Genomic DNA, 25,591 nt, shown 5'->3' on the forward strand with positions numbered 1-25,591 from the left:
GTTGGCACGGGTCAGTTACCCGTCACCCCCCCCTCTTAAAAGTCATAACGCGCCGTTGCGCCCAGCGTTCGCGGAGTGCCCAGCACCCCGGTATAAGCGCCGTTTGGCGAGTTCCACAGCGTGGTGTAGTAGGTCTTGTCGAAGGCGTTTTTCAGCCACAGCGACACGTCCCATTGCCCATCCCCCCAATTCCCCCGCACCCCGGTAGACAGGTTGACCAACCCGTAGCCCGGCAATTGGGCTTCGCGCGAATCATCCACCGTACCCACCGCGTGGGAGCGCCACGCATAGTTGCCGTTCACATAGGGCTGCAAGCCGTTATTCAACTGCCATTGATAACTCGCGCTGGTGTTGTAGATCCATTTCGACGCCCCGACCACCGCGTGCCCGCTCAAGTCACAGGCAGCCGGCGCTCCCGGGCGCAAGGCGACTTCGGCCGGGCATGGCGCGTCCTCGTAAGATAGGTAGCGCACGTCATTCCATGAACCATTCACGTTGACCGTCAGGCCTCGCAGTGGCCGCCAGCTGCTGTCCAGCTCCAGGCCACGGCTGCGCACGGTGCCCGCGTTGGTCAGGTAGCTGGTGAGGTTGGCGTCATCATAGGCGTTGGTCTGGTAGCCGTGCACCACCGTCCAGAACAGGTTGGCGTTAAGCAGCAGGCGCTGGTCGAGCAAAGTGGTCTTGACCCCCAGTTCGGCATCGTTGGCACGTTCGCTGCCGATCAACAGCGAGTCGGCCCCGGCCACCGGCGCACTGGCCACACTGAGGTTGACCCCGCCGGACTTCTCGCCGTGGGACAACGACGCGTACGCCAGCACGTTCTCGTCCACCTGCCAGGCCAGGCTGGCCAGCGCCGACGGGCTGAAGCTGTAGAGGCTCAAGTCACCCGAATCATAGGCGCCGAGCCGTCCGGCCCTGGCGCCCGCCGCTGCGCCCGACACCGAAGCACCGCCCACCGGCGCGTTGCGCGTCACCTGCGCCAGCTTGCGTTCGTAGGTGCCGCGTACGCCGAGGCTGAAATCCAGGCTCGGCGTCAAATGCCAGGTGCCTTGGGCAAACGTGGCAATACTGTCGGTATCCACCGTGCCGTGCCCCACGCTGCTGACATTGTTCAGCGCACCTTGGGCGGTGCCGTTCCAGGTGTCGGCCAGCGGCCCGTAATCGGTGAACACCGTATTGCTCATCTCCTGGCGGAAGTAATACGCGCCCAGCACATAATCAAAGTGTTCGCCCACCGGCGAGGCCAGGCGCAGTTCCTGGGAGTATTGCTTGTCGCGGGCGGATTGACCGACGTTGTGCATGACATCGACGTTCAGTTCGTCATCGTTGCGCGGGGTGAAATCCCACCAGCGATAGGCACTGATGGCGGTCAGCGTGTAGTCGTTGGGCAATGTCCAGTTGGCTTCCAGCGAGGTGCCGCCCTGGAACACCTTGACGCTCTGCTTGGCGTCCAGATTGACGCGGCGCCCGCTCACCAAGGTCGCGCCCACCGCGGCGGCGCGCTGTTCGTAGCGGTTGACGCCGTTAATGGTCGGCCCGGTGCTGAACAGCGAACGGGTGCCGGCGCTGGAGTCTTCTTCGTGGTAGTCGGCGACCCAGCGCAGGTTGAAATCCGTGTTGGGCTGGAACAGCAACTGTGTGCGAAAACCCTGGCGTTGTCCGCCGCCGAGGGTGTGGCCGTTGTATTGGTTCTCGACGTAGCCGTTTTCATGGGTGCGATACAGCGCAATCCGCCCGGCCAAGGTGTCGTTGAGCGGGCCGGAAAGACTCGCCTGGGTTTGCACGTAACCGTCCTCGCCCAGTGAACTGGCGAGGCTGCCCTGCGGGGTAAACGTGGGGCGCCGCGTGGTGATGTTCAGCACACCCGCCGTGGTGTTCTTGCCAAACAAGGTGCCTTGGGGCCCGCGCAGCAGTTCGATCTGCTCGACATCCAGCAGGTCGAACACCGCCATGCCCGGGCGACCGAGGTACACGTTGTCGAGGTAGATCCCGGCGCTGCCCTCCAGGCCATCGCTGGCCGGGTTGTTGCCCAGCCCGCGAATCGACAGGCTGGATTGGCGCGCATGCATAAACGCAACGTTGACGCTGGGCATCGCCTGCTGCAAGTCCTGCAAGCGATACAGGCGTTGCTCCTCCAGGGTTTGCGCGCCAAGCACGCTCATGGCCACGGGCACGTGCTGGGCGTCTTCGCTGCGCCGGCGCGACTCCACCGTCACCGCTTGCAGCACGGTGTCGGCGGGCTCGGGTAACGGCTCGGCCGCTGCCGGCAGCCCTTGGATCAGCGCGCAAACGCCCAGTGCAGCCACGCGCAAAGGGCGCGAATAAAGCAGAATCATCGGTGGTTCCTTATTGCTGGGATGAGTCGATACTTCGCTGCGCGTGGCCTGCGTGAGCGTGATCGTTGCGGGGTTGAGTCAGTCGCGCAGCCAGGGGATGTCCTGGCGCTGGTAACGGTGTGCGCGGAAGATCGCGTTGTTTTCCCCCGGCAAGTAGCGGCGCGAGGCTGCATCGGGATAGGTAGCGAAGTGCGGGTTGACGTATTCCCACACCACTTCACCGGCCGGGGTGACTTCGAACAAACGACCGAAGTTGGCCTCGGTCACCAGGGTGTTGCCGTTGTGCAGACGCTGGGCGCCGCCCATGAACGGGGTGAAGAACGCATAGCCCGGCGTGTCGGCGTATTGCCACACGATGCGCTGTTGCTGCGGGTCGATTTCGAGGATGCGCGAGTGCGGCATGCTGATGTGCGGGCGGGAAATGCCGTTGTCGAACACCAGGATGTTGCCGTTTTCCAGCTCGCTCGGGCAGTGTTGCTGCGCCACCAGGTCGTGACCGAGGCGCCACAGCACCTCACCGCTGCCACGCTGGATAGCAATCACCGACGACACGCTGCGTAGGCTGAGGATGACTTTGCCGTCACGGCCCGGAGAGACCGCATTGGTCATCGGCCAGTGGTAGCGCTCGAATGTCGCGTGCAGGGGGTAGTCCTCAGGCAGCAGGTGTTCCCAGCTGCGCCACTCCCATACCACCTGGCCCTGGCGGTTGACTTCCTTGACCACATCGGCATAGATCACGCCACCGGCCGCCTCGCTGCCGGGAATGCCGCCGACCACACGGCTGGCCAGTTCCGCGCTGAGGGGCTCGACGGTGGTGTACAGCAGGTTGCCGTTGCCCAGCCATTGGGCATCGTGGTGGTGCAGCAGGTCGGTGTGCTGCCACACCACTTCCCCTTCGGGAGTCACTTCACTGAACGCGCCGCCGTGCCACACCGACCAGCCGGGGAACAGCTCCGGGGAGTCCGGGTGGTTGCCGTTGTAGCCGAGGTTGCCGTTGGCCAGGATCACTGCGTCGCGACCGGGGCGTTGGGGCAGCTTCCAGCGGTGGACGACCTCGCCGTCGAGGTCGACCAGGAACACGTTGCCGTCGGCCGTTTGCGGCGCGAACAAGGTGTAGCCGCCGGCGCTGCGGGCGTGGTCGACGCCGATCAGGCCGGTCTTCTGGCGCTTGAGGGTGGTGCTGTGCATGGCTTTTCTCCGGGTGCAGGAACCCCTGCCGGCGGCACACCGGCAAGGTCAAAAACAGGGATCAGTTAGGGGGAAGAACGGTGTTGAAGCGCGCGTCGAAGATCTGCCCGACGTCCAGCGGGTGCGGGATCACCCGCTCGGCGGCGAACAGATCCGCCAGGCGCTGTTGCAAGGCGATGACCGAGGGATCAATCGGCACATAACGCAGGTTTTGATGAGCGAGCATGTCGCGCACCAATGTCAGCGGGAGTCGCGTGGTTTGCGCGAACACCTGCGCCCAGGCATCCGGGTTGGCCGTGGCCCAGGCTTGCGCGCGGGCGAGCCTGGCGAGCAAATCGCCGGCTTCGGCGGCGCGCTGTGGGTCGGCCAACGCCTTGAGGCTCGCCAGGGTGAAGTTCTGCCCGGTTTCCGGCCAGGCGCCGCCGTCTACCAATACCCGAGCGCCCCGCGAAGTGGCCTGGCCGACAAAGGGGTACCACACCGACCAGGCGTCGAGCCGGCCGCTGGCAAATGCGGTTTGCGCGTCGAGCGGGCTGACGTAGGCAATGTTCACATCCCGCGTCGTCAACCCGGCTTCGTGCAGCGCCGCTAGCAGCAGGTAATGCCCGCTGGTGCCTTTGGCCACGGCCACGCGCTGGCCCTTGAGGTCGGCGACACGCTGCACGGCGGAACCTTCCGGCAGCAACAGCGCATTGTTGTTCTGCGCCCCGCTCGCCACGCCAATGATGCGCACATCAAAACCACCGGCCTGGGCAAACACCGGCGGCGCATTGCCGACCACGCCGATATCGATGGCACCGGCGCTCAGCGCCTCCAGCAGCGTGGTGCCGGCGTTGAACGGATGCCACATCAGCGCGGCCGGTAGGTCCTTGTCTTCCCCGGACGCATGCAGCATGGCCTGGATCAGGCCGCTCTGGTCACCGACCTTTAGCGCCGCCGACACCGGCTGCACCATCAACAGCGTCGCCAGGCACGCCAGCCCGGCCAGGCGGCGCAGTACGGGATGCTTGGCAGCGTCAGGTTTTAGCGTCATTGTCGTGCCCTCATTTTTGCGTTGAACCCAGTATGTCGAGGCACGCCGTGACGCTCCATGCCAAACACCCCTCCTTTACTGCCACGCCGGACAACGGCGTGCGCACGGTCGTCGTGCTGGCGTTCGATGACTTGCTGCTGCTGAACGCGGCCGGCCCGCTGGAGGTGTTTGCGGCGATTCCGCGCCTGTTGGGCGGTGCGGCGCCGTATCGGCTGCTGTTGGCTTCACCGCAGGGGGGCACGATTACGTCCGTGTCGGGGATCAGCGCCAACACCCTGTCAATAGCGCAGATCGACGGGCAGGCGCCGCTGATTGACACCTTGATTGTCGCGGGCGGCCCCGGCATGGCCGCGCTGGAGGCCAACGAACAGGCGTGCGCCTGGTTGCAGCGGCGCGCGGCGCAGATCCGCCGCCTGTGCTCGATCGGCACCGGGGCCTTTGCGTTGGCGGCTGCCGGCTTGCTGGATGGGCGCAAGGTGGTGACCCACTGGAAATTTGCCGATGAACTGCAGGCGCGTTATCCCAAGGTGATCTGCCAGACCGACGTGTTGTACCTGCACGACCGCAACCTGTGGACCTGTGGCGGCGCCACCGCTGGCATCGACCTGGCCCTCGGGCTGGTGGAACAGGATCTCGGCGCCGAGGCCGCGCTGTCATTGGCGCGTTATTTCACGGTGTTCCTGTGGCGTTCGGGCGAACAGCCGCAGCTGAGTGCTTCGCTGAATGCGCAGTCCACGGCCTTGCGCACCGATCCCGATGTGCGTCTGGCGCGTTTGCATGCCTGGATTGCGGGGAACTTGAACGGTGATCTACGGGTAGAACGCTTGGCCGAGCAATTCGGCATGAGCCCGCGCCACTTTGCCCGAGCCTATGTCGCCGCCACGGGCGATACGCCCGCGCAAGCGGTAGAAAGCCTGCGCCTGGAGGCCGCTTGCCGGGTGCTGGCGACCACCAACGAGCCGATCAAGCGGATTGCCGAAACGGTGGGCTTTGGTCGAGAGGAGCGCATGCGCCGGGCGTTTCAAAAACAACTGGGCACCAGCCCGCTCGGTTATCGCACGCAGATGAAGGCTGCGCCCGCCAGCCAGCCGCCGTTCCCGATGGGTATCGCTTTACACGGCTTGGCGCACTAAGCGCCTCAACTTGAAATTATCCCAACAAAAAAATCCGCCGCAGAGTCTGCGGCGGCAACCAAAGGATTTTGTCGAAGCAGAGCGGCTAAGACAGGTCCCACGCTACACCCTGCGACGCTTGAATAACGTGAAGTTTAATTAATCGAGTTTCATCCTTTGCCTGGCTGTAGCCCCCGCAAAGTGGGCTTAGAATCAACTTCGGCAACCACGCCGAACACAATAAAAAACTGTAACGCCCACCTTGTAAAACTCTGCCGATCATACGTTTTGCGCCATTTAAAAAGTGCAGTGTTTCTGTGCGCGCGTTCATTACCCGGGGAAGTGAATACCATGATTAAGCAGTCGAGCCTGTTAGCGCTGGCGGTGTGTGCCGGTATCAGTCAGATGGCCTTTGCCGAGTCCGTGACGGACCAGGCGGATGCCAAGGGGTTTATCGAAGGCAGCAGCATTACCGGGCTGTTGCGCAACTACTACATGGACCGCGATCGCCAAAGCGGCAAGGCCGATAACCGCGACTGGACCCAAGGCGCCATGCTCAATTACGCCTCGGGCTTTACCCAGGGCACCATTGGCTTCGGTGTGGATGCCTACGCCTACGGCGGATTGAAGCTGGACGCCACCCATGCAGACGCCGGCACCGGCAACCTGCCCACCGATCGCCATGGCGATCCGGAAAACGCCTACGGTTCCGTGGGCGCAGCGGTGAAGGTGAAAATCTCCAAGACCGAGCTGAAATTCGGTGACATGCAGCCCACCGCCCCCGTCTTCGCCACCGGCGGCACGCGCCTGCTACCGCAGACCGCCACCGGTTTCGACCTGACCAGCAGCGAAATCGCCGGCCTCGACCTGGAAGCCGGGCACTTCACCAGCACCAACAGCGGCATGACCAGCAACCATGACCACGATATCTATGCAACCTACGCCAACATCCCCGCCAACAGCGCGAGTTTTGTCGGCGGCAAATACACCTTCACCCCGAACCTGAGTGCCACGTTGTATGCGGGTGAGCTGGAAGATATCTGGCGCCAGTACTACACCAACCTCAACTACGTGATCCCGTTGCCGAATGACCAGTCGCTGGCCCTGGACGGTAACCTGTACCGTACCCTCGACACCGGCAGCGCCAAGGCCGGGGCGATCAACAACACCACCTACTCGCTGGCGGCGGCCTATTCGTTCTTGCAGGCCCACACGCTGACGCTGTCGTTCCAGAAGGTGCATGGCGACACGCCGTTTGACTACATCGGCACCGGCAACAACGGCGCGGGCGAAGGTGGCGACTCGGTATTCCTCGCCAACTCGGTGCAGTGGGGCGACTTCAACGGCCCGGGCGAACAGTCCTGGGGCATTCGTTATGACCTGAACATGGCCAGTTACGGCGTACCCGGCCTGAGCTTCATGAGCCGCTATATCAACGGCTCGGACATCGACGGCACGCACACGCCGGAGCATAGCGCCTACGTCAACGACTACGGCTCGGATGGCGCGCACCACGAGACCGACGTGGAAGCCAAATACGTGATCCAGAGCGGCCCGGCGAAGAATCTATCGCTACGGATGCGCGATGCCATCGTGTCGTCGAATGCCGACCAGGGTGATGGCAAGTTGAACGAACTGCGGCTGATCGTCGATTACCCGTTTACCTTGCTGTAGTTTGCCCCTGCGGTCATTTTCGCGGACCATGGGCGCCTTTCTGATACCTGCCAATGAGAGGCGCCCATGGCCAACCACGACCTGTCCTACACCCCCGACCCGGATGCCGACTCGATTTCTTCCGACGTTGTCGGTTTCAACGGCATCCTGGTCTCCACCCAGATCCCGACCCGCGCCGACGGCAGCCTGGAACTGGGCGACATCACCCTGCAAAGCGAATGCACCTTGCAAGCGCTGAAAGTCGCCCTGGAAAAGGCCGGCAGTTCGATGGACCGGGTGATGCATTTGACCATCTACCTGACGGACATGGCTGATCGTGCGGCGTTCAATGAAGTCTATAAGCGCTTCTTTGCCAAGCCGTGGCCGGTGCGGGCGGCGGTGGGTGTTGCTTCCCTGGCGGTTGAAGGCATGCGTGTCGAAGTGACCGCGATGGCCGCAAAAGCCTAAGCCAGACACAGTCTGAAAATGTGGGAGCGGGCTTGTGTGGGTGCGGGCTTGCTCGCGAATACGGTGTGTCAGTCAACAGATTCATGGGCTGACCCACCGCATTCGCGAGCAAGCCCGCTCCCACATTTGATTGGGTTTGCAATCCCAAGGCACAGGAAACCCCCGCCAGCCCTGTGGTAGGTGCCCCCCCAGCGTTTCACAGCTACAATGCCCGCCTCAACCGTGACAAGCCTGACTAAAAAAACTATGTCCTTGCCCAAGCATCACCTTGAATTGCTCAGCCCTGCCCGCGATGTGGCCATCGCGCGCGAGGCGATCCTGCATGGCGCCGACGCCATCTACATCGGCGGCCCGAGCTTCGGCGCCCGCCACAATGCGTGCAACGACGTGAGCGACATCGCCTCGCTGGTGGAATTCGCCCGCCGTTACCACGCCCGCGTGTTCACCACGATCAACACAATTTTGCATGACAACGAACTGGAACCCGCGCGCAAGCTGATCCATCAGCTCTACGACGCCGGTGTGGATGCGTTGATCGTGCAGGACCTGGGTGTGATGGAGCTGGATATCCCGCCCATCGAGCTGCACGCCAGCACCCAGACCGACATCCGCACCCTGGGCCGCGCGAAGTTTCTCGACCAGGCCGGTTTCTCCCAGTTGGTATTGGCCCGTGAGCTGAACCTGCAAGAGATCCGCGCCATCGCCGACGAAACCGATGCCGCCATCGAGTTCTTTATCCACGGCGCGCTGTGCGTGGCGTTCTCCGGGCAGTGCAATATCTCCCACGCGCAGAACGGCCGCAGCGCCAACCGTGGCGATTGCTCCCAGGCCTGCCGCCTGCCGTACACCTTGAAAGACGACCAGGGCCGCGTCGTGGCCTTTGAAAAGCACCTGCTGTCGATGAAAGACAACAACCAGAGCGCCAACATTCGCGCCCTGGTCGAAGCCGGCGTGCGCTCGTTCAAGATCGAAGGCCGCTACAAGGACATGGGCTACGTGAAGAACATCACGTCCTACTACCGCCAGCGCCTCGACGACGTGCTTGAAGACCGCCCGGACCTGGCCCGTGCTTCCAGCGGCCGTACCGTGCACTTCTTCCTGCCCGATCCGGAAAAAACCTTCCACCGGGGCAGCACCGACTATTTCGTCACCGACCGCAAGGTCGACATCGGCGCCTTTGACACCCCGACCTTCACCGGCCTGCCGGTGGGTGTGGTGGAAAAAGCCGGCAAGCGCGATTTGCAGGTGGTGACCCATGAGCCGCTGTCCAATGGCGACGGCCTCAATGTGCTGGTCAAGCGCGAAGTCGTGGGTTTCCGCGCCAACATCGCCGAGCCCAAAGGCGAATTCGAGGAAGACGGCGAGAAGCGCTACCGCTACCGCGTCGAGCCGAATGAAATGCCGGCCGGCCTGCACCAGCTGCGCCCGAACCACCCGCTGAACCGCAACCTGGACCACAACTGGCAACAGGCGCTGCTCAAGACTTCGTCCGAGCGCCGTATCGGCCTGACCTGGGCCGCACGCCTGCGTGAAGAACAGCTGGAAGTCACCGCCACCAGCGAAGAAGGCATCAGCGCCAGCGTCACCCTGCCCGGCCCGTTCGGCGTGGCCAACAAGCCGGAACAGGCGCTCGACACCCTGCGCGACCTGCTTGGCCAACTGGGCACCACCGAATACCACGCCACCGACATCCAGCTGGATGCGCCGCAAGCGTTCTTCATCCCCAACTCGCAGCTCAAGGCCTTGCGCCGCGAAGTGATCGAAGCGCTGACCGCCGCCCGTGTGGCCGCGCACCCGCGTGGTGGGCGTAAAGCCGAAACCACGCCGCCGCCGGTGTACCCGGAAGCGCACCTGTCGTTCCTGGCCAACGTCTACAACCAGAAGGCCCGCGACTTCTACTACCGTCACGGCGTGAAGCTGATCGACGCCGCCTTCGAAGCCCACGAAGAAACCGGCGAAGTGCCGGTGATGATCACCAAGCACTGCCTGCGCTTCTCGTTCAACCTATGCCCGAAACAGGCCAAGGGTGTCACGGGCGTGAAGACCAAGGTCGCGCCGATGCAGTTGATCCATGGGGATGAAGTGCTGACCCTGAAGTTCGACTGCAAACCCTGCGAGATGCACGTGGTGGGCAAGATCAAGGGGCATATCCTCGGCCTGCCGCAACCGGGCAGCGCAGTGGAGCACTTCAACCCGGAAAACATCATTTTCCAGGGTACGCACTGACCCTCTGGGAGCGGGGCCACCACCAGCCCCGCTGCAACCCCGCCGCGGCCAATAGAATCGCCGCCACTCCCAACCATTGTTGCCAGCCCAGGCGATGCCCGAAGGCGATCCAATCGACGAAGATCGCCGCAATCGGGTAGATAAATGACAAGGCGCCGGTCAATGCGGTTGGCAGTTTCTGGATCGCGCCGTACAGCAACACATACATCACACCCGTGTGCACCACACCCAAAGTAACCAGCGCCGCCCAGGCAGTGGGCGCCACGGGCACGCCGCCCCACGGCACCAGAGGCGCCAGCAAGACGGCGCCGGTGGTCACCTGGATCAGCGCCATCAGATGGGGCGGTACGTCTTTCAAGCGTTTGATGATCAGCGCGGCAATCGCATACAGAAACGCTGCGCCCAACGCCAACGCGATGCCCGCCAGGTAATCCCCACCGCTCTGCTGCGAGCCATGGGCGGTCACAATCGCCAACATCCCGGCAAACGCCACGCTCAACCACGTGAGTTTCTGCATGGTGATCTTCTCGCCGAGAAACACCGCCGCCAGCATCACCAACATGAACGGCTGCACGTTGTACACCGCCGTGCTGATGGCGATGGACGCGTGGGAATAGGATTCGAACAGCAGCAGCCAATTGCCGACGATGGCCACGCCACTGAGCATTGCCAGCCCGAGCGTGGCCCCACTCAGCAGGTCCACGCGCAGGTAACCCAACACGGCGCACACCAGCAGCAAGGCCAGCCCGCCGATCACGCAGCGCCAGAACACCACTTCGATCACCGAAACACCTGACACCAGCACGAACCAGCCAATGGTTCCCGAAATCAGCATGGCGGCGACCATTTCCCACGAACCGCGACGGATGGATGTATCCACGATTGCTGCTCCTCAAGTGAGGCTCAATTATGGCAATCTGCTGGGCAGCGCCTCCAGCGACTAAAAAAGGCCAGAACCCCGGATTACCTTTTCTTATTAGGCAAATAGCATGATCGACAGCATCGACCAGCAACTGATCGCCGCCTTGATGGACGATTCGCGCCTGTCCCTCAAGGCCCTGGCGGGCATCACCGGGCTGTCGTCGCCCAGCGTCGGCGAGCGCCTGCGCCGCCTCGAAGAGCGCGGTGTGCTGACCCACTACACCGTGGACATCGACGCCAAACACTTCGGCTACCTGCTGCAAGCCATCGTGCGCATTCGTCCGTTGCCTGGGAAGTTGCAGGAAGTGGAGCGCCAGATCCAGGCGATTCCCGAGTTCACCGAGTGCGACAAGGTCACCGGCGATGACTGCTTTATCGCACGCCTGCATGTGCGCACCATGGAACAACTGGACACCCTGCTCGATCGGCTCAACGTCTACGCCGAGACCAACACGGCCATCGTCAAGAAAACCCCGGTCAAGCGGCGCTTGCCGCCGCTGGGTGGTGGGGATTGAGGATCGAGGTGAGCCCATCGCAGGCAAGCCAGCTCCCACAATTGATCGGGTTCACACGTTCAAAATGTGGGAGCTGGCTTGCCTGCGATGACGGCAGAAAGGCCAATAAAGCCCCTCAGTCATGCAGCGCCTTCGCCGCCGCCAGTAACCCTTTGAACTTGCCATACCGCGCCGCCAACACCGGCTGCTGCCGGGCATCCGGCCAGTAGCGCGCCTTGACCGGCATACCGGCCTGCAACAGGTCAGCCCCCTCCCCGATCGCCATAAACCCCAGCTTCGCCGCCCCCACGCAGGCGCTCAGCTCACTGCCGTGCAATGTGTAGATCTCCCGTTGCAGGATATTGGCCAGCAACTGCGCCCAATACTCACTGCGCGCCCCACCGCCCACCAAGGCACAGGCGCCGACGTCGGCCCCCGCCGATTGCACCGCGTGCAGGGCGTCCAGCAGGCCAAAGCCCACGCCCTCCATCACCGCATAGCCGAGCAGCGCCGGGGTGCAGTCGTGGCCCAGGTTCATGAAACCACCGCGCAACAAGGGGTCGTTATGGGGTGTGCGCTCTCCAGCCAGGTAAGGCAGAAACAGCGGCGCCGACAGTGACACCGCCTGGGTAATCGGCAGTTGTGCCTGCACCAACGCCAGTAACGTTTGCTCATCCGCCGTACCGGTCAGGCGCGTGACCCAACGCAGGCAACTGGCTCCGGCGAGCATGGCGCCCATGGTGTACCAACGATTGGGCAGCGCATGGCAAAAGCTGTGCACGGCACTGGCCGGGTTGCCGGCGGCGTGGTCCGTAATCGCCACAATCGCGGCACTGGTGCCCAGGGTGATAAAGCCGTCGCCGGCGTTGATTGCACCGATGCCCACCGCCGCCACCGGGTTGTCGCCCCCGCCACCGGCGATCACCACCCCGCCGGGCAACCCCAGGCCGGTGGCGGTCAGCACCGCGCTCGCCGCGCCGCCTTCCACCAACCTCGGCAACTGCTGCGGGGTCAGGCCGCTGGCCTGCACCATCGGGCTGAACCATTCGCGCTGGGCCACATCCAGCCACAGCGTACCGGCGGCGTCCGACATCTCGCTGACGCGCTCGCCACTCAAGCGCAACCGCAGGTAGTCCTTGGGTGACAACACACAGTCAATCGCCTGGAACACCTCCGGCTCGTGGCGTTGCAGCCACAGCAGTTTCGGCGCCGTCAGCCCGGCCATCGGCAGGCTGCCGGTGACGTCGGCAAAGCCTGCGCCCAACGCCTCAGCCTCGGCGATGGCGCGGGAGTCGTCCCACAGGATCGCGGGATACAACACCCGGTCGTCCGCCCCCAACAATACGGCGCCGTGCATCTGCCCCGACAAGCCGATACAGGCCACGCGCACAAACGCAGGATGGCCACGCAATTGCGCCAGCGCCTGCAAGCACGCCTGCCACCAGTCTTCCGGCGCCTGTTCGGACCAGCCACTGTGGCGCCGCGACACGCTCAAACGCACGCCGGCGTGGGCCAATACCGTGCCGTCAAGGTCCATCAGGATCGCCTTGAGTTCCGAAGTGCCGAGGTCAATGCCGAGGGAAACAGGACTGCTCATACGCGTTTCATTCCAATCAGATACAGCCACATGAATGGCGCAGTTGCAGGCTGGGCGCCAGGCGCACGGTCGAGCGCGAGCGACTCTAAAGCAGACAGTAGATGAAACGTTTAATCTTGCAACTATGGCTTCACATTCAATTTGCCCGCCTTTCTATCCAATTGAGGGTTTATCGCTGCAATCCAGACATCAAAACGCCACAATCTCTGCTACTGTCCAAGGACCTCATCTCCTCCTCGTCGCCTCACCGCGATCTTCTGTGAGCATGCTCTGCGCCGTCGCCACTTGACGATGGCGGGCCTGAACCTCACGGAATGACCCAGCGATGGACACACCTTTACCCGGCCCCGCGCAATCACGCGCCGAAAAGATCGTCGAGTTCAAACGCCAGAAAACCCTGCTCAAGGCCGGTGCCTTGCAGGATGCCATCTTCAACAGCGCGTACTTTTCCAGCATCGCCACTGACGAAAAAGGCGTGATCCAGATCTTCAACGTCGGCGCCGAACGCATGCTGGGCTATGCCGCCTTTGATGTGGTCAACCGCATCACCCCCGCCGACATCTCCGACCCCGTCGAGCTGATCACCCGTGCCGCCGCCCTCAGCCTGGAACTCGACACGCCCATCACGCCGGGTTTTGAAGCCCTGGTATTCAAGGCCTCGCGGGGCATTGAAGACATCTACGAGCTGACCTACATCCGCAAGGACGGCAGCCGCTTGTCCGCCATGGTCTCGGTAACCGCCCTGCGCAACCGCCATGACACCATCATCGGTTACCTGCTGATCGGCACCGACAACACTGCGCGCAAGCAGGAAGAAGCCGAGCGCAAAGGCTTTGAACGCGCCCTGGAAGAGAAGAACCTGGAGCTGGAGCACGCCAGCCACATGAAGTCCGAGTTCCTCGCCACCATGTCCCACGAACTGCGCACGCCGTTGAACGCGGTGATCGGGTTTTCCGAAGCACTCAAAGACGGGCTGGTGGGTAACATGACCGAGACCCAGCGCGAATACATCGGCGATATTTTCACCAGCGGCCAGCACTTGCTGTCGTTGATCAACGACATTCTCGACCTGTCCAAGGTCGAGGCCGGGATGATGGAACTGGAGCTGGAAGCGGCAGAACTGCCGGGGCTGTTGGCCAACAGTCTGCTGATCGTGCGTGAGAAGGCGGCGCTGCAACGGATCCAGTTGAAACTCGACAGTCCTGACGACTTCGGCCCCCTGGCCCTGGACCTGCGCAAGACCAAACAGATCATCTACAACCTGTTGGCCAATGCGGTGAAGTTCAGCGAACACGGCAGTTGCGTGACCCTGGCGGTGCGCGAGGTCAAGGCTGATCAAGTCGGCAAGGTCCCCGGGGACTGGCCGGTGCGTGGCTTTGACGTGCCGCCCGGCGCACATCAGGCGTTTTTGCAGTTCAGCGTCAGCGACACCGGCCTGGGTATCGCCGAAAACGACATGGGCAAGCTGTTCAAGGCGTTCAGCCAGATCGACAGCAGCCTGGCACGCAAATTCGAAGGCACCGGCCTGGGGCTGGCGATGGTCAAGCAACTGGCCGACCTGCATGGCGGCAGCGTCGCCGTCGCCAGCCGCGAGGGCCAGGGCGCACGGTTTGTGGTGTGGCTGCCGTTGCTGCGCACAGCCAGCCTGGAGAGCCCATGGCCGATATCCTGATCATCGAAGACAACGAAGCCAATATGCGTCTGGCACGCTTGCTGCTGACCAATGCCGGGCACAGCGTGCGCTGGGCCTCCGATGCGGAAAGCGGCCTGACCCTGGCCCGCGAACACCAACCCGCATTGATCCTGATGGATATCCAACTGCCGGGCATGGACGGCCTGGCCGCGACCGCCCTGCTCAAGCACGACCCGCTCACCGCGCACATCCCGGTGATCGCCCTGACCGCCATGGCGATGAAGGAAGACCGCGAAAAAACCCGCCTGGCCGGGTGCGACGCCTATGTGATCAAGCCCTTGCGCTACAAGGAGCTGTATCAGGTGATTGACGCCCTACTTGCAAAGCCCCACTCGGATGAGTCCCCACTATGGCCACGCTGCTGATCGTCGATGATGAACTCCAGGTGCGCAAACTCCTGGAAACCTTGCTGCAATACGAGGGTTACCACACCCAAAGCGTCGCCAGCGGCGAAGAAGCCCTTGCGCTGGTGGCGCAGCAACCGCCGGACCTGATCCTGCTGGACATCATGATGCCCGGCATGGACGGCTATGAAGTGGCTCACCAGCTTAAGGGCGACCCCGCCACGGCAAACATCCCGATCATCATGCTTTCGGCACTGAGCGAACCGAGTGCGCGCCTCAGTGGCCTGCAAACCGGTGCCGAAGAGTTCATCAGCAAACCAGTGGAGCGTGTCGAGTTATGGCTGCGGGTGCGCAACCTGCTGCGTCTGAAGACCTATGGCGACCAGCTGAAAAGCCATAGCCTCATACTGGAACAACAGTTGCGCGAACGTGGCAGCGCAACGGCAAAGATGAACGTTCACAACCTGGCAATGCTCGACCTGGAAAATGCCCTGCGCCAGGCGGTGACTGCGCGTGAATTCACGTTGCACTACCAGCCCAAGCTGGATTTGGCCAACGGTCGGATCAGTGGCGTGGAGGCGCTGCTGCGCTGGGAGCGCCCCGGTTACGGTGCAGTGTCGCCAGGGGTATTTGTGCCGATCCTGGAACGCTTGGGGTTAATCAACATCGTGGGGCGCTGGGTGATCGAGCAGGCGTGCCAGCAAATCGCGCAATGGCAACATTCGGACATTGGCGCGATGGAAGTGTCGGTGAACGTGTCCGGCCATCAATTGATCGAAGGCGACCTGATTACCGATATCGGCCAGCTATTGGCCGATGCCGGGGTAGAACCCCACTGGCTGGAGGTTGAACTCACCGAAAGCTCACTGATGGAAAACACCCCGCACACCATCAGCAGCCTGCAACGCCTGCGAGCGATGGGGGTGAAGATCGCCATTGATGACTTTGGCACCGGCTACTCCAGCCTCGCTTATCTGCGGCGCTTTCCCCTGGACACCTTGAAGATCGATATCGCGTTTGTCCGCGAAGTCACCAGCAACCCTCAGGACGCGGCGATTGCCCGTACCATCATCGAACTGGCCCACAGCCTGGGCCTGCGCGCCGTGGCCGAAGGGGTGGAAACGCCAGCGCAGTTGGCGTTTTTGAAAGAGGCTGGCTGCGATCAGTTGCAGGGGTATCTCTTCAGCCGGCCGCTGCCGGTGGCGGCGCTGGAGCGATGGTTTCGGGGGAAATTGCTCAAGCCTCAATGAACCGGGCCGGATACGCGCGGCAATATAAAACAAGCCCATGACCGGAATCATCGAATGCGCATGTGACACACAGATTTATCCGAGAGGCTGCAATGCCTCAACGAAAAACCTGCCAACCACATGACGAGCGATGCCACGATGATCCATCCAAGCCGTGCGACTTCCAATCACCCATTCCCCTCCGACAAGCTTCAGGTACATGCCGCACCGCAGCGTCGTGCGGCTGATACGCCTCCCCAGGGCGCCCCCACGCTCCTTCCCGTTCCCGCCAATTCGACCTTCGAGCAATGGTGGAACCAACTGGGGCAAGCGTTTCAGTCCCCTGACGTCCAGCAGTGGATACAAGACAGAGGCATAACCCCCAGCTCGATAAGCCTCAACCCAACCTCAGGCCAGATCCAGTTCACGATTAAAACAGAGCCTGGGCAACGGGTGCATACCGTGGGCCTCGACGACCCGGGCTGGGCAGCCGTCAGCGGTCCGATCCTGGATGCTGGCCGTATCATCGTGGCCAACGGCACCGCCACAACGTTTTCCCCACCGTTGTCAGCCACTGCCAATAACGCTCCGTTAGCGCTGATGAAGCATTTTTTCAAGGCAACGGCAGTCTTTTCGCCGTTGCACAACAACCGCAATGAGGAGCGGCTGGCGGAACATCGGGCGCAACTGGCCGATATCCGCAATCGCTACCAGGCGGCTTTCGATTTGCGGCACCTTGCAGACTTCGTCAGGGAAGGCACCCGGGATGAAACGGAGATAGCCGACGAGTTGAGCGCTCGTGTTGTCTATGTCGACAGTTCAGGTACTTACACACCGGCGAACACCGGCAATCATAACAGCGTGAGTTTGAAGCAATTTATTGAGGACCAGGGCTGGACCATCCCCACCACCCTCGATCAATTGGACAATCTCGTCAACGCGCTGCTGACCCCTTTCCCCCAAGCACCCGTCAACGGCAACTACGGCGGCGCGCGCGCCTGGCCTGTGCCGCTGGATACCGAGAGTGCGCAACAATTGAGCGCCCATATCCTGCAGGGCAAGATCGGCGAGATTGACCTCCATCCCGCCACGAGCGTGTTGGAATATTTGCTCGATGGCGAACAAGCGCTTCCTTCACACACCACTGATCCCAGGCGCCTGATCGATCGTCTGATCGCGTCACCCAAAGGCCAGGCATTAGGCCAGGCGATTCAGGCGCAGTTCGAGGCGCGTTCGGTCAAGGGCAATGCCAACGACTGGTTGCTGGCCGCACTGACACTGGACCCGTCCGCACCGGCAGAGGCCGCTCGGGCAACCGGGTCAACCGTTATCGCGGGTTATACGTTGTTAGCCCCACAGAATGCAGGCAAGAGCACCACGACGGTATTGGGTGAATTGACGGCCGAGCTGGCCAAGGCTGGCAAGGGTTCGTCGCCTGAGCAGGCCGCGATTCAAGCCACACTGATGTTGGCCAGCCGGGCACCGGAGTTTCTGGTCAAGGACATTCCGCAGGATCTGGTGGTAGGCACCCACAGCTGGGTCAGCTTTACCACCGCTGTCGCCCGTATCGAAGCACTGGCCCCGGGGGCGACAGCGACAATGAGCTACGCCCAAGTGATGCTCCGGGCGAGCATTGCGCCGATCTCCGAGGAGGAGCAGCGCATTGAGTTTGTCGCCCAGGGTGCAGCGATCAACGAGTGGGCCGTCGCCAATGGCATGCCGTATCCGACCAACAAAGCCGCATTGACACGCGCGCGTGAGGCGTTCTCAGCACAAGTCAACGAACTCAAGAAGGCGTCTGAGGCCTCCATGGTAGAGATGCCGACCGCCAAGGACATGGCACTGGAGCAGCTGAAACAGGCCCTGCCAGATACAGACCCGAAGCTATTCGAAGAAAAGTGCATCAGCGTTCAACCGTCCAACCGACATTTTCCAGGGCCCTATTCGATACTGGATTTGTACATCGATGGCCGGGGGATTCCGAAGGCACCTGATTCTGCGGACAACTGGGGGGAAACGGGCAGAAGCCTGGTGCGGCATTTCACATCTGGCGCGGTGAACTCACCCGAGGACGGCAGACCGGGTGCCTGGGTTTCGTCTTCGGCGGCATTGGACATCAACGCTGTCATGCCAAAGCTTGAACAATTGCCGCCGCTGTTCGAGGCATTCAATACGGCGTTTTCGGCTTATTCGGGTGCGATCAAGACGGCAACTGCCGCGCACATAAAGCACATGGTATCGAAACTGCCCCTGGCAGATCGTCAGAACTTCGAGTTCGGCAAAATCACAATCGCCAAGGAAGTCCATTATGAATGGGGCGGTGTACGCAAAGAAACTCCCGAAGGTTGCCTGCAAATCAAGATCAAGCGCGATGGGAAGGTCCACAACTATCAACTGGACCGCCTGAGCGGAACCATCACCCAACGTCCAGACCTGGGCGACTTCAAGACCGGGGAGCCTTATTACAAGGAAGGACGGCCCTTAAACGAATTCAAGGTCATCACCCCCGAGGGCCAATACCCGGACGGGCTGACCGAAGAGTCCAAAGGCGCGACCGGTCACCCTGACAGCTTCACCAGCGCGAGAATCGCCTACCTTGCAGATGCCATCCTCCACGACATGGACCTGCCCGGGGTGAAAAAATGGGCCAAGGGTCAAACCACCTTTGATACCGAAGTACCAACCCATGAAAAAGCGGCGGAATTTGCCCTCAACCTCATTCCATTCCGATCGGCGATCGTCAACTTCCAAAAGGGTAACGTCGCCCAGGGGTTGGGGGACTTGTCATGGGATATATTCGGCTTCCTCGTTGGCTTCGGCGCCGGGCTCAAAGGCGCGAAAGCGGTAGCCACCGGGGCTTCCGCGCTCGCCAGGATCGGGCATACGCTCAAGATTGTCGGGCGCGCCGGGCTGGGCGCGCTCAATCCAGTGAGCGGGCTGGATGATCTGGCGCGTGGCGCGCTAGGAGCCACGTCAGGCGTATTCAAGGCGGGGTACAGGGGCGTCAACCACCTGAGGAGCTACCGCAGCGGCGACCTGCTCAAGTTGGCCAAACAACCGGACATCGCCGAAGGCACCTACAAGGCAATCAACACCACGGTTGAAAGCAAAGCCCTGGCCAAATTCGATGAGGCGGCAGGCAAGTGGTACGCCGTGGACCCACGCACCCAGCAAGCCTATGGCAAAGCGCTGGACAACTTCGTCGCTGACGGCCCGGGTGCCGCCGCTTCCGACAGTTTGCGAGCGATTGGCAGTGCTGATGGGGTGCTGGGCGCCAGCCAGCGACACGGCCTGGCCGCCAGTGGCAAGTTCAAGGATGGGCAAAAAACGCTGGAAGACACCGCCGTCATGTTCGAGGGCAACTGGCACCGTTACGACGCGATCAAGAAACAACCCTACGGCTCGCCCCTGAAAGACTTCACGCCTAGCCGGATTGCCGCCGGCGGCGAGGTCCGGCCCCTGGACACGACCCTGCTGGGGTATGAAGCCAAATACATTGTCCCAGATGAACTCGCGACCAAGGGTTTGCAAGGCAACGTGTATGTGGGTCGCAGCCAGAAGGAATATGTCAAGATCGATGGCGTGCTGTACGAGTCGCGGCTCAAGGACGGCCAGCGCATCATCCGACACCCCAAGGGCACGGGCCCCGATATTCCGGTCAGGGACCTGGGTACTGCGGGATGGGAGCCCTCAAGCCGGTCCGCTCGCCTGCTCGGTGGTGCAAGCGACTCCACCTCGCGCTGGAAACTGGGGGACCATACCTATGTGGTGCCGATGGACGGCATCAAGGCGGTGGAAAACTCGACGACTCCCTTCAAGCTCAACTACAAGGGCGTGGATCATAAGGTCATCTTCGACAGTGTGGCGGGGGCCTGGAAAGAGGCCAATCTTTCAACCGGGATCGACGTGTTCAACCACCAGTACTTCTGGCGAACCGACAAAGGCAAATGGGTACGAGGGCCGTTCAGCGATTTCCTGAAAGCCAAAAAAAAGGACGCGCATCACTATGCGTTTGTTGATGTCATGCCGGCGTCAACTGTGAAAATCCCGAGTGATGCCAAACCGATCCCCAAGAACCTTCACTATTTTTGGGCGGGTCAGGACATACCTGCCAACCTGGCTGACAACATCGCCCAAAATGCTGCCCAGGCCCCCGGATACACCTCCATCCTGCACGTGGATGCCGACACCCCGGCCCTCTTTCAACAGATAAAGCAGAAACTGGAAAGCAAGGTCCAAGGCCTTGAGGTGAAGAACCTTCACGAAGATGACGTCTTCAAACAATTGAAAAACGACGAGATGTACGATTACTTCCGACAAGGGCAAGGGAAAAACCTGGCCGCGGCTTCAGATGTTGCGCGCTACCCCATTACCAATAAATACGGAGGGTTCTATCTCGATACCGATGATGTCATTCAGACAAAAGTCAGCACCGAGGTGGTGAATGCGGGCGCCAATGATGTGCTGCTCAACAGGCCGGTTGGTCATGTCCTCAGCAACTACAAGCCCTTCTACAACACCAGCAATTTTGGCACCCAGGCAAACAACCCGGTGATTACCGACATGATCACCGAGATGAAAAAGCGTTTCGCTGCCAACAAAGCCTATTTCATGGCCAACCGGCCCACTGTGGCCAGGGACGCCAACGGTGTCGTGCAGTACACCCCTGAGTTCAAGGCCTATGAAAGCAAGATTTTCGAAACAGTCGGCCCGACGCTGTTCAACGACAACCTCAAGCTCAAGCGTCCTGACATGTACGACTTGGGCTTTGACGGGGCGGCCAGGGAGAACAAGGTGGTCCGGGGCAGACTCGAACCGCAGGGTTCGATAGTCAACATTGAAAACGATGTTCGCCAGTCCTTTCTGCGAAGCGGCATCGTCCCACCTGACACACTGGGGAAGCAGATTAAACAACTGAAGGAGCACTACTTCCCGCTTCAGCACCGGTTCAACGTCAAGATCGGCGCCGAGCACTCCTGGATCGATTCCTGATCCGGCCCGCCATCCTTGAGCGGCACCTGCGCATCATCCATCAATGATCCCGGGTCTTCGTTACCCGGGTCGTTGAGCTCCTCGTCCAGTTCGTTCTCACGTTCATCTGACATGACCTGTACCTCTATGAACCCGGGTTATCCACCTGGATATAAAACGCATACGCCCCCAGCAACAGCCAGAACACCATGAATAACCACGGCGCACGCATAGAGAATAGCAGCGACTTGCGATAGCCCTTGTGGGACGACTCGGTCTCGCAAAACAGCGGCGAATCGTCATACGCCAGGCCCATCACCGGTTCGCTGCGCAGCAATTCGCTTTGCTTGTAGTGCCAGTGGTCGATGATCTCGTAGGCGGCACGGATCCCCGGCCAGGCGTTCAGCGAGCTGAGGATACCGAGCAGTACCAGGAGCACCGGCACCACCAAGGTGAACAACTTGCCCCACTCGGGGTTGAGGTTGCCCATGCCCGAGACGAAGGCGATGACCAGAAAGGATTGCGCGGTGAGGTAGGCATCGGTGCGGTTGGCCAGGATCGTCGTTTCGTATTGGATCTCGCGCCGGTAGAAGTCCAGGCGGTCCTTGGGCGAGCCGAAGATCTTGGCGTTGTGTTCACTGTGGTCGGTCAGGGCCGTTTCCGGCGACTGAGGCGAGATGATTCTGGGCACGGCGGTGCTCCAAGAAGATTCGAGAGACGTTAGAAGAACCGCACTGGCCCGAAGTTCAAGTTCGTTCATGCACCAATCCAAGGCAACCCACGCACCTAACTGTGGCGAGGGAGCTTGCTCCCGCTGGAGTGCGCAGCGCTCCCAGGATTTTGGGGCCGCTACGCAGCCCAGCGGGAGCAAGCTCCCTCGCCACAGCAAGCCCACTCACCACAGGGGCGTTGGGGGTTTCGGCACAGGCATTGCTTTATCCATTCATCTGCCCGGATACAGGAGCATTGGTTACCCCCCGACCCAGAGCCGACCCCATCAGAAAGTAAGGACCAGGCCCAGTGGCACCCTTAGCCACGGGCTCATAAAAACATGCGTTTTTCAAAGCGGCAGTGCCACCCAAGCGTCCCTCGGCACTGACAAGGTACTGGAATGGCTCGATCTTTCTTCGATGAAATGAATGACGCAAACGGCGTGTGCCGTGCGCATTATCAGGAATTCTCCCGCTGGCTGGCCAATACGCCACCGGAACTGCTGGCCCAGCGTCGCCGCGAAGCCGACTTGCTGTTTCACCGCGCCGGGATCACCTTCACCCTGTATGGCGACGAGCAGGACACCGAGCGCCTGATCCCCTTCGACATCATCCCGCGCAGCATCCCCGCCAGCGAATGGAGCGTGATTGAACGCGGCTGCATCCAGCGCGTCAGCGCCCTGAACATGTTCCTCGCCGACATCTACCACGACCAGCGCATTATCAAGGCCGGGATCATTCCCGCCGACCAGGTGCTGGGCAACGAGGGTTACCAGAAGGCCATGGTCGGCCTCGACCTGCACCGCGACATCTACTCGCATATCTCGGGTGTCGACCTGGTGCGCGATGGCGACGGCACCTACTACGTGCTCGAAGACAATCTGCGCACCCCCAGCGGCGTGAGCTACATGCTCGAAGACCGCAAAATGATGATGCGCCTGTTCCCCGAAGTGTTTGCCAAGCAACGCATAGCGCCGGTGGACCATTACCCCAACCTGCTGCTCAAGACCCTGAAAAGCTCCAGCCGCCTGGACAACCCCAACGTCGTGGTGCTCACCCCTGGCCGCTTCAACAGCGCGTTCTTTGAACATGCGTTTCTGGCCAGGGAAATGGGTGTGGAGCTGGTGGAAGGTGCCGACCTGTTCGTGCACGACCTCAAGGTGTTCATGCGCACCACCGATGGCCCCAAGGCCGTGGACGTGATCTACCGGCGCATCGACGACGCGTTCCTCGACCCGCAAGCGTTCAACCCCGAATCGATGCTCGGCGTGCCCGGCCTGGTCGCCGCCTACTGCGCGGGCAACGTGGTGCTGGCCAATGCCATCGGCACCGGTGTGGCCGACGACAAGTCGATCTACCCCTATGTGCCGGAAATGATCCGCTTCTACCTCGACGAAGAACCGGTGTTGCAGAACGTACCGACCTTCCAGTGCCGCAAGCCCGATGAGCTGTCCCACGTACTGGCGCACCTGCCGGAACTGGTGGTCAAGGAAACCCAGGGCTCCGGTGGCTACGGCATGCTGGTGGGCCCGGCATCCAGCGCGGCCGAGATCGAGGACTTCCGCCAACGCATCAAGGCCCGCCCCCATGCCTATATCGCCCAACCCACGTTGAGCCTGTCCACCTGCCCGACCTTTGTCGAAAACGGCATCGCCCCCCGGCACATCGACCTGCGGCCGTTCGTGCTGTCGGGCAAGGAAACCCGCCTGGTGCCCGGTGGCCTCACGCGCGTGGCCTTGCGTGAAGGCTCGCTGATCGTCAACTCGTCGCAAGGCGGCGGAACCAAGGACACCTGGGTGGTGGAGGGCTGATTATGTTGAGTAGAACCGCCGCAGATCTGTACTGGATGTCCCGCTACCTGGAGCGCGCCGAGAACCTGGCGCGCATGCTGGAAGTCAGTTATTCGCTGTCGCTGATGCCCCAATCCGGGCGCAGCGATGGCCTGGATGAACTGGCGATGTCGCTGCTCAGCAGCGGAACCCTCGACAGCTACCTGGAACGCCATAAGGAACTGGACGCCGAGCGCATGCTGCACTTCTTCGCCCTCGACGAAGAAAACCCGGCGAGCATCTACAACTGCCTGCGCGCCGCTCGCGGCAATGCGCATGCGGTACGCGGGCGCATCACCGCGGACATGTGGGAAAACCTCAACGCCACCTGGCTGGAAATGCGCAGCATCGCCGCCGGTGGCCTGGCGCGGCATGGCATCAGCCACTTCTGTGATTGGGTCAAGCAGCGCTCGCACCTGTTCCGTGGCGCCACGTCGGGGACGATCATGCGCAACGACGCCTACCGGTTTATCCGCCTGGGTACCTTTGTCGAACGCGCCGACAACACTTTGCGCCTGCTGGATGCGCGCTACGAGATGTTTGGCGAAGAGTCGGAGGAAGTCAGCGACGTCTCGGCGCGCGGCTATTACCAGTGGAGCGCCCTGCTCCGCGCGTTGTCGTCGTTTGAGGCGTACACCGAGCTGTACCCGAATGCGCTGAATGCGCGCTCCGTGTCCGAGCTGCTGTTACTGCGCAGCGACGTGCCGCGCTCCTTGCATGCGTGTATCGAGGAATTGAGCCACATCCTCGCCGACTTGCCCGGCAGTTACGGGCGCACGGCGCAGCGTTTGGCAGCAGAGTTCGAAGCGCGGCTGAGGTATACGGGGATTGATGAAATTCTGGAAGACGGCCTGCACAGCCGCCTGACGGACTTTATCGACACCGTGCGCGAGCTGGCACGGGCGATACACAGCTCTTACCTGGAAGTGGTCTAAGGAACAAAATGTGGGAGCGGGCTTGTGTGGGAGCGGGCTTGCTCGCGAATGCGGTGGGTCAGTACCAGATGAGCCGACTGACACACTGCATTCGCGAGCAAGCCCGCTCCCACATGGGTTTTGCGGTGTTTATTGAGTTTTTACCAAGGTCGGCTCCGCGCTGTACTGCTCAGGAAACAGCTTTTTCAACTGCACCACCTTCGGCAAATCATTGATCACGATGTACGGGTAAGACGGATTCTCGGTGAGAAAGTCCTGATGGTAGGCCTCCGCCGGATAGAACGGCTTGCCCATCTCGATCCGAGTCACGATCGGCTTGTCGAAGGACTTCGCAGCATCCAGTTGCGCGATATACGCCTGAGCAACTTTCTGCTGCTCGGCATTCTGCGCAAAGATCGCCGAACGGTACTGCGTGCCGGTATCCGGGCCCTGGCGGTTCAGTTCCGTGGGGTTGTGGGCCACCGAAAAGTAGATCTGCAACAGCTTGCCGTAGCTGACTTTGCTCGGGTCATAGGTGACGGAAACCGCCTCGGCATGGCCGGTATCGCCCGCGCTGACAGACTCATACTGCGCCGTGCTCGCCGCGCCGCCGTCATAGCCGGAGACTGCGTTTTTGACGCCCTGCACATGCTGGAAAACGCCTTGTACGCCCCAGAAGCAGCCGCCCGCGAACACGGCGGTTTGCAGGTTGGCCGAGGCTGGCAGGTCCAGGGCGGGTGGTGCGATGACGACGGCATCGTCGGAAGAACCAAAGGAAAAGGCCTGGGCTTGGCCGATAAAGGCAACCAAGGCCAGTGCAGGTAGTAATCTGAGAACTTTCATAAATCTCACTCCAGAACACGGTCAACTGTG

The 25,591-nt window shown here is 61.6% G+C and carries 19 protein-coding genes; 11 read left to right on the forward strand and 8 right to left on the reverse strand.

Annotated elements, in window-relative coordinates; genetic code table 11:
- Positions 1 to 35: 35 nt before the first annotated feature.
- The 3 genes from DBR46_RS01835 to DBR46_RS01845 form a co-directional block, all read right to left on the reverse strand.
- Complete coding sequence (locus DBR46_RS01835; protein WP_124524776.1) at positions 36 to 2,336, reverse strand: TonB-dependent receptor; 2,301 nt, start codon at positions 2,334 to 2,336, stop codon at positions 36 to 38.
- Positions 2,337 to 2,414: 78 nt separating this feature from the next.
- A complete protein-coding gene (locus tag DBR46_RS01840) occupies positions 2,415 to 3,524 on the reverse strand; it encodes an aryl-sulfate sulfotransferase (protein ID WP_124524777.1) in 1,110 nt (369 codons plus the stop codon).
- Between the two features lie 61 nt (positions 3,525 to 3,585).
- Positions 3,586 to 4,557 (reverse strand): ABC transporter substrate-binding protein, encoded by a 972-nt coding sequence (locus DBR46_RS01845; RefSeq protein WP_124524778.1) that lies wholly within the window; start codon positions 4,555 to 4,557, stop codon positions 3,586 to 3,588.
- Positions 4,558 to 4,604: 47 nt separating this feature from the next.
- Between DBR46_RS01845 and DBR46_RS01850 the strand changes: the two genes are divergently transcribed.
- From DBR46_RS01850 to DBR46_RS01870, 4 genes are all read left to right on the forward strand, one after another.
- On the forward strand, positions 4,605 to 5,690 hold the full coding sequence (locus tag DBR46_RS01850; RefSeq protein WP_256659192.1) for a GlxA family transcriptional regulator: 1,086 nt from the start codon (positions 4,605 to 4,607) through the stop codon (positions 5,688 to 5,690).
- Positions 5,691 to 6,020: 330 nt separating this feature from the next.
- Positions 6,021 to 7,343: an OprD family porin gene (locus tag DBR46_RS01855; RefSeq protein ID WP_124524780.1), complete on the forward strand. Its 1,323-nt coding sequence runs from the start codon at positions 6,021 to 6,023 to the stop codon at positions 7,341 to 7,343.
- A 66-nt stretch (positions 7,344 to 7,409) separates the two neighbouring features.
- The gene (locus tag DBR46_RS01860; RefSeq protein ID WP_124524781.1) at positions 7,410 to 7,790 is read left to right on the forward strand and encodes a RidA family protein; all 381 of its coding nucleotides are present in this window, start codon (positions 7,410 to 7,412) and stop codon (positions 7,788 to 7,790) included.
- Between the two features lie 246 nt (positions 7,791 to 8,036).
- Entirely contained in the window at positions 8,037 to 10,016 is a 1,980-nt protein-coding gene (locus DBR46_RS01870; protein ID WP_017738168.1) for a U32 family peptidase, read from the forward strand.
- Here DBR46_RS01870 and DBR46_RS01875 read toward each other — a convergent pair.
- Positions 9,994 to 10,896 (reverse strand): DMT family transporter, encoded by a 903-nt coding sequence (locus tag DBR46_RS01875; protein WP_124524782.1) that lies wholly within the window; start codon positions 10,894 to 10,896, stop codon positions 9,994 to 9,996. The genes DBR46_RS01870 and DBR46_RS01875 overlap by 23 nt on opposite strands.
- Before the next feature lie 109 nt (positions 10,897 to 11,005).
- On the opposite strand from DBR46_RS01875, the gene DBR46_RS01880 reads away from it, so the two are divergent.
- Positions 11,006 to 11,452, forward strand: a complete 447-nt coding sequence (locus DBR46_RS01880) for an Lrp/AsnC family transcriptional regulator (protein ID WP_124524783.1) — start codon at positions 11,006 to 11,008, stop codon at positions 11,450 to 11,452.
- 115 nt (positions 11,453 to 11,567) lie between these two features.
- Here DBR46_RS01880 and xylB read toward each other — a convergent pair whose 3' ends face one another.
- Positions 11,568 to 13,028, reverse strand: coding sequence for a xylulokinase (gene xylB / locus DBR46_RS01885; protein WP_124524784.1), 1,461 nt, complete (start codon positions 13,026 to 13,028; stop codon positions 11,568 to 11,570).
- Positions 13,029 to 13,353: 325 nt separating this feature from the next.
- Here xylB and DBR46_RS01890 point away from each other — a divergent pair, with 325 nt between their 5' ends.
- The 4 genes from DBR46_RS01890 to DBR46_RS01905 all read left to right on the forward strand — a co-directional run bounded on the left by DBR46_RS01890 (position 13,354) and on the right by DBR46_RS01905 (position 21,286).
- On the forward strand, positions 13,354 to 14,700 hold the full coding sequence (locus tag DBR46_RS01890) for a HAMP domain-containing sensor histidine kinase (protein ID WP_124524785.1): 1,347 nt from the start codon (positions 13,354 to 13,356) through the stop codon (positions 14,698 to 14,700).
- Positions 14,685 to 15,086: a response regulator gene (locus DBR46_RS01895; protein ID WP_124524786.1), complete on the forward strand. Its 402-nt coding sequence runs from the start codon at positions 14,685 to 14,687 to the stop codon at positions 15,084 to 15,086. Before DBR46_RS01890 ends, DBR46_RS01895 begins: the two co-directional genes overlap by 16 nt.
- A complete protein-coding gene (locus DBR46_RS01900) occupies positions 15,071 to 16,315 on the forward strand; it encodes an EAL domain-containing protein (RefSeq protein WP_124524787.1) in 1,245 nt (414 codons plus the stop codon). Before DBR46_RS01895 ends, DBR46_RS01900 begins: the two co-directional genes overlap by 16 nt.
- A gap of 120 nt (positions 16,316 to 16,435) precedes the next feature.
- Positions 16,436 to 21,286 carry a TcdA/TcdB catalytic glycosyltransferase domain-containing protein gene (locus tag DBR46_RS01905; RefSeq protein WP_256659194.1) on the forward strand — a complete coding sequence of 1,617 codons (4,851 nt, stop codon included), beginning with the start codon at positions 16,436 to 16,438 and terminating at the stop codon, positions 21,284 to 21,286.
- On the opposite strand, the gene DBR46_RS30270 is transcribed toward DBR46_RS01905, so the two are convergent.
- A complete protein-coding gene (locus DBR46_RS30270; protein WP_177413982.1) occupies positions 21,232 to 21,399 on the reverse strand; it encodes a hypothetical protein in 168 nt (55 codons plus the stop codon). The two genes, DBR46_RS01905 and DBR46_RS30270, sit on opposite strands and share 55 nt — an antisense overlap.
- A gap of 11 nt (positions 21,400 to 21,410) precedes the next feature.
- Positions 21,411 to 21,956, reverse strand: a complete 546-nt coding sequence (locus DBR46_RS01910; RefSeq protein ID WP_124524788.1) for a hypothetical protein — start codon at positions 21,954 to 21,956, stop codon at positions 21,411 to 21,413.
- 420 nt (positions 21,957 to 22,376) lie between these two features.
- On the opposite strand from DBR46_RS01910, the gene DBR46_RS01915 reads away from it, so the two are divergent.
- Both DBR46_RS01915 and DBR46_RS01920 read left to right on the forward strand, forming a co-directional pair.
- Positions 22,377 to 23,786, forward strand: coding sequence for a circularly permuted type 2 ATP-grasp protein (locus tag DBR46_RS01915; protein ID WP_124524789.1), 1,410 nt, complete (start codon positions 22,377 to 22,379; stop codon positions 23,784 to 23,786).
- 2 nt (positions 23,787 to 23,788) lie between these two features.
- The gene (locus tag DBR46_RS01920) at positions 23,789 to 24,739 is read left to right on the forward strand and encodes an alpha-E domain-containing protein (protein WP_124524790.1); all 951 of its coding nucleotides are present in this window, start codon (positions 23,789 to 23,791) and stop codon (positions 24,737 to 24,739) included.
- Positions 24,740 to 24,868: 129 nt separating this feature from the next.
- Here DBR46_RS01920 and msrA read toward each other — a convergent pair whose 3' ends face one another.
- Positions 24,869 to 25,561: a peptide-methionine (S)-S-oxide reductase MsrA gene (gene msrA, locus DBR46_RS01925; RefSeq protein ID WP_124524791.1), complete on the reverse strand. Its 693-nt coding sequence runs from the start codon at positions 25,559 to 25,561 to the stop codon at positions 24,869 to 24,871.
- Positions 25,562 to 25,591: the final 30 nt, after the last annotated feature.

The organism is Pseudomonas sp. KBW05, assembly GCF_003852405.1.
Taxonomy (GTDB): Bacteria; Pseudomonadota; Gammaproteobacteria; order Pseudomonadales; family Pseudomonadaceae; genus Aquipseudomonas.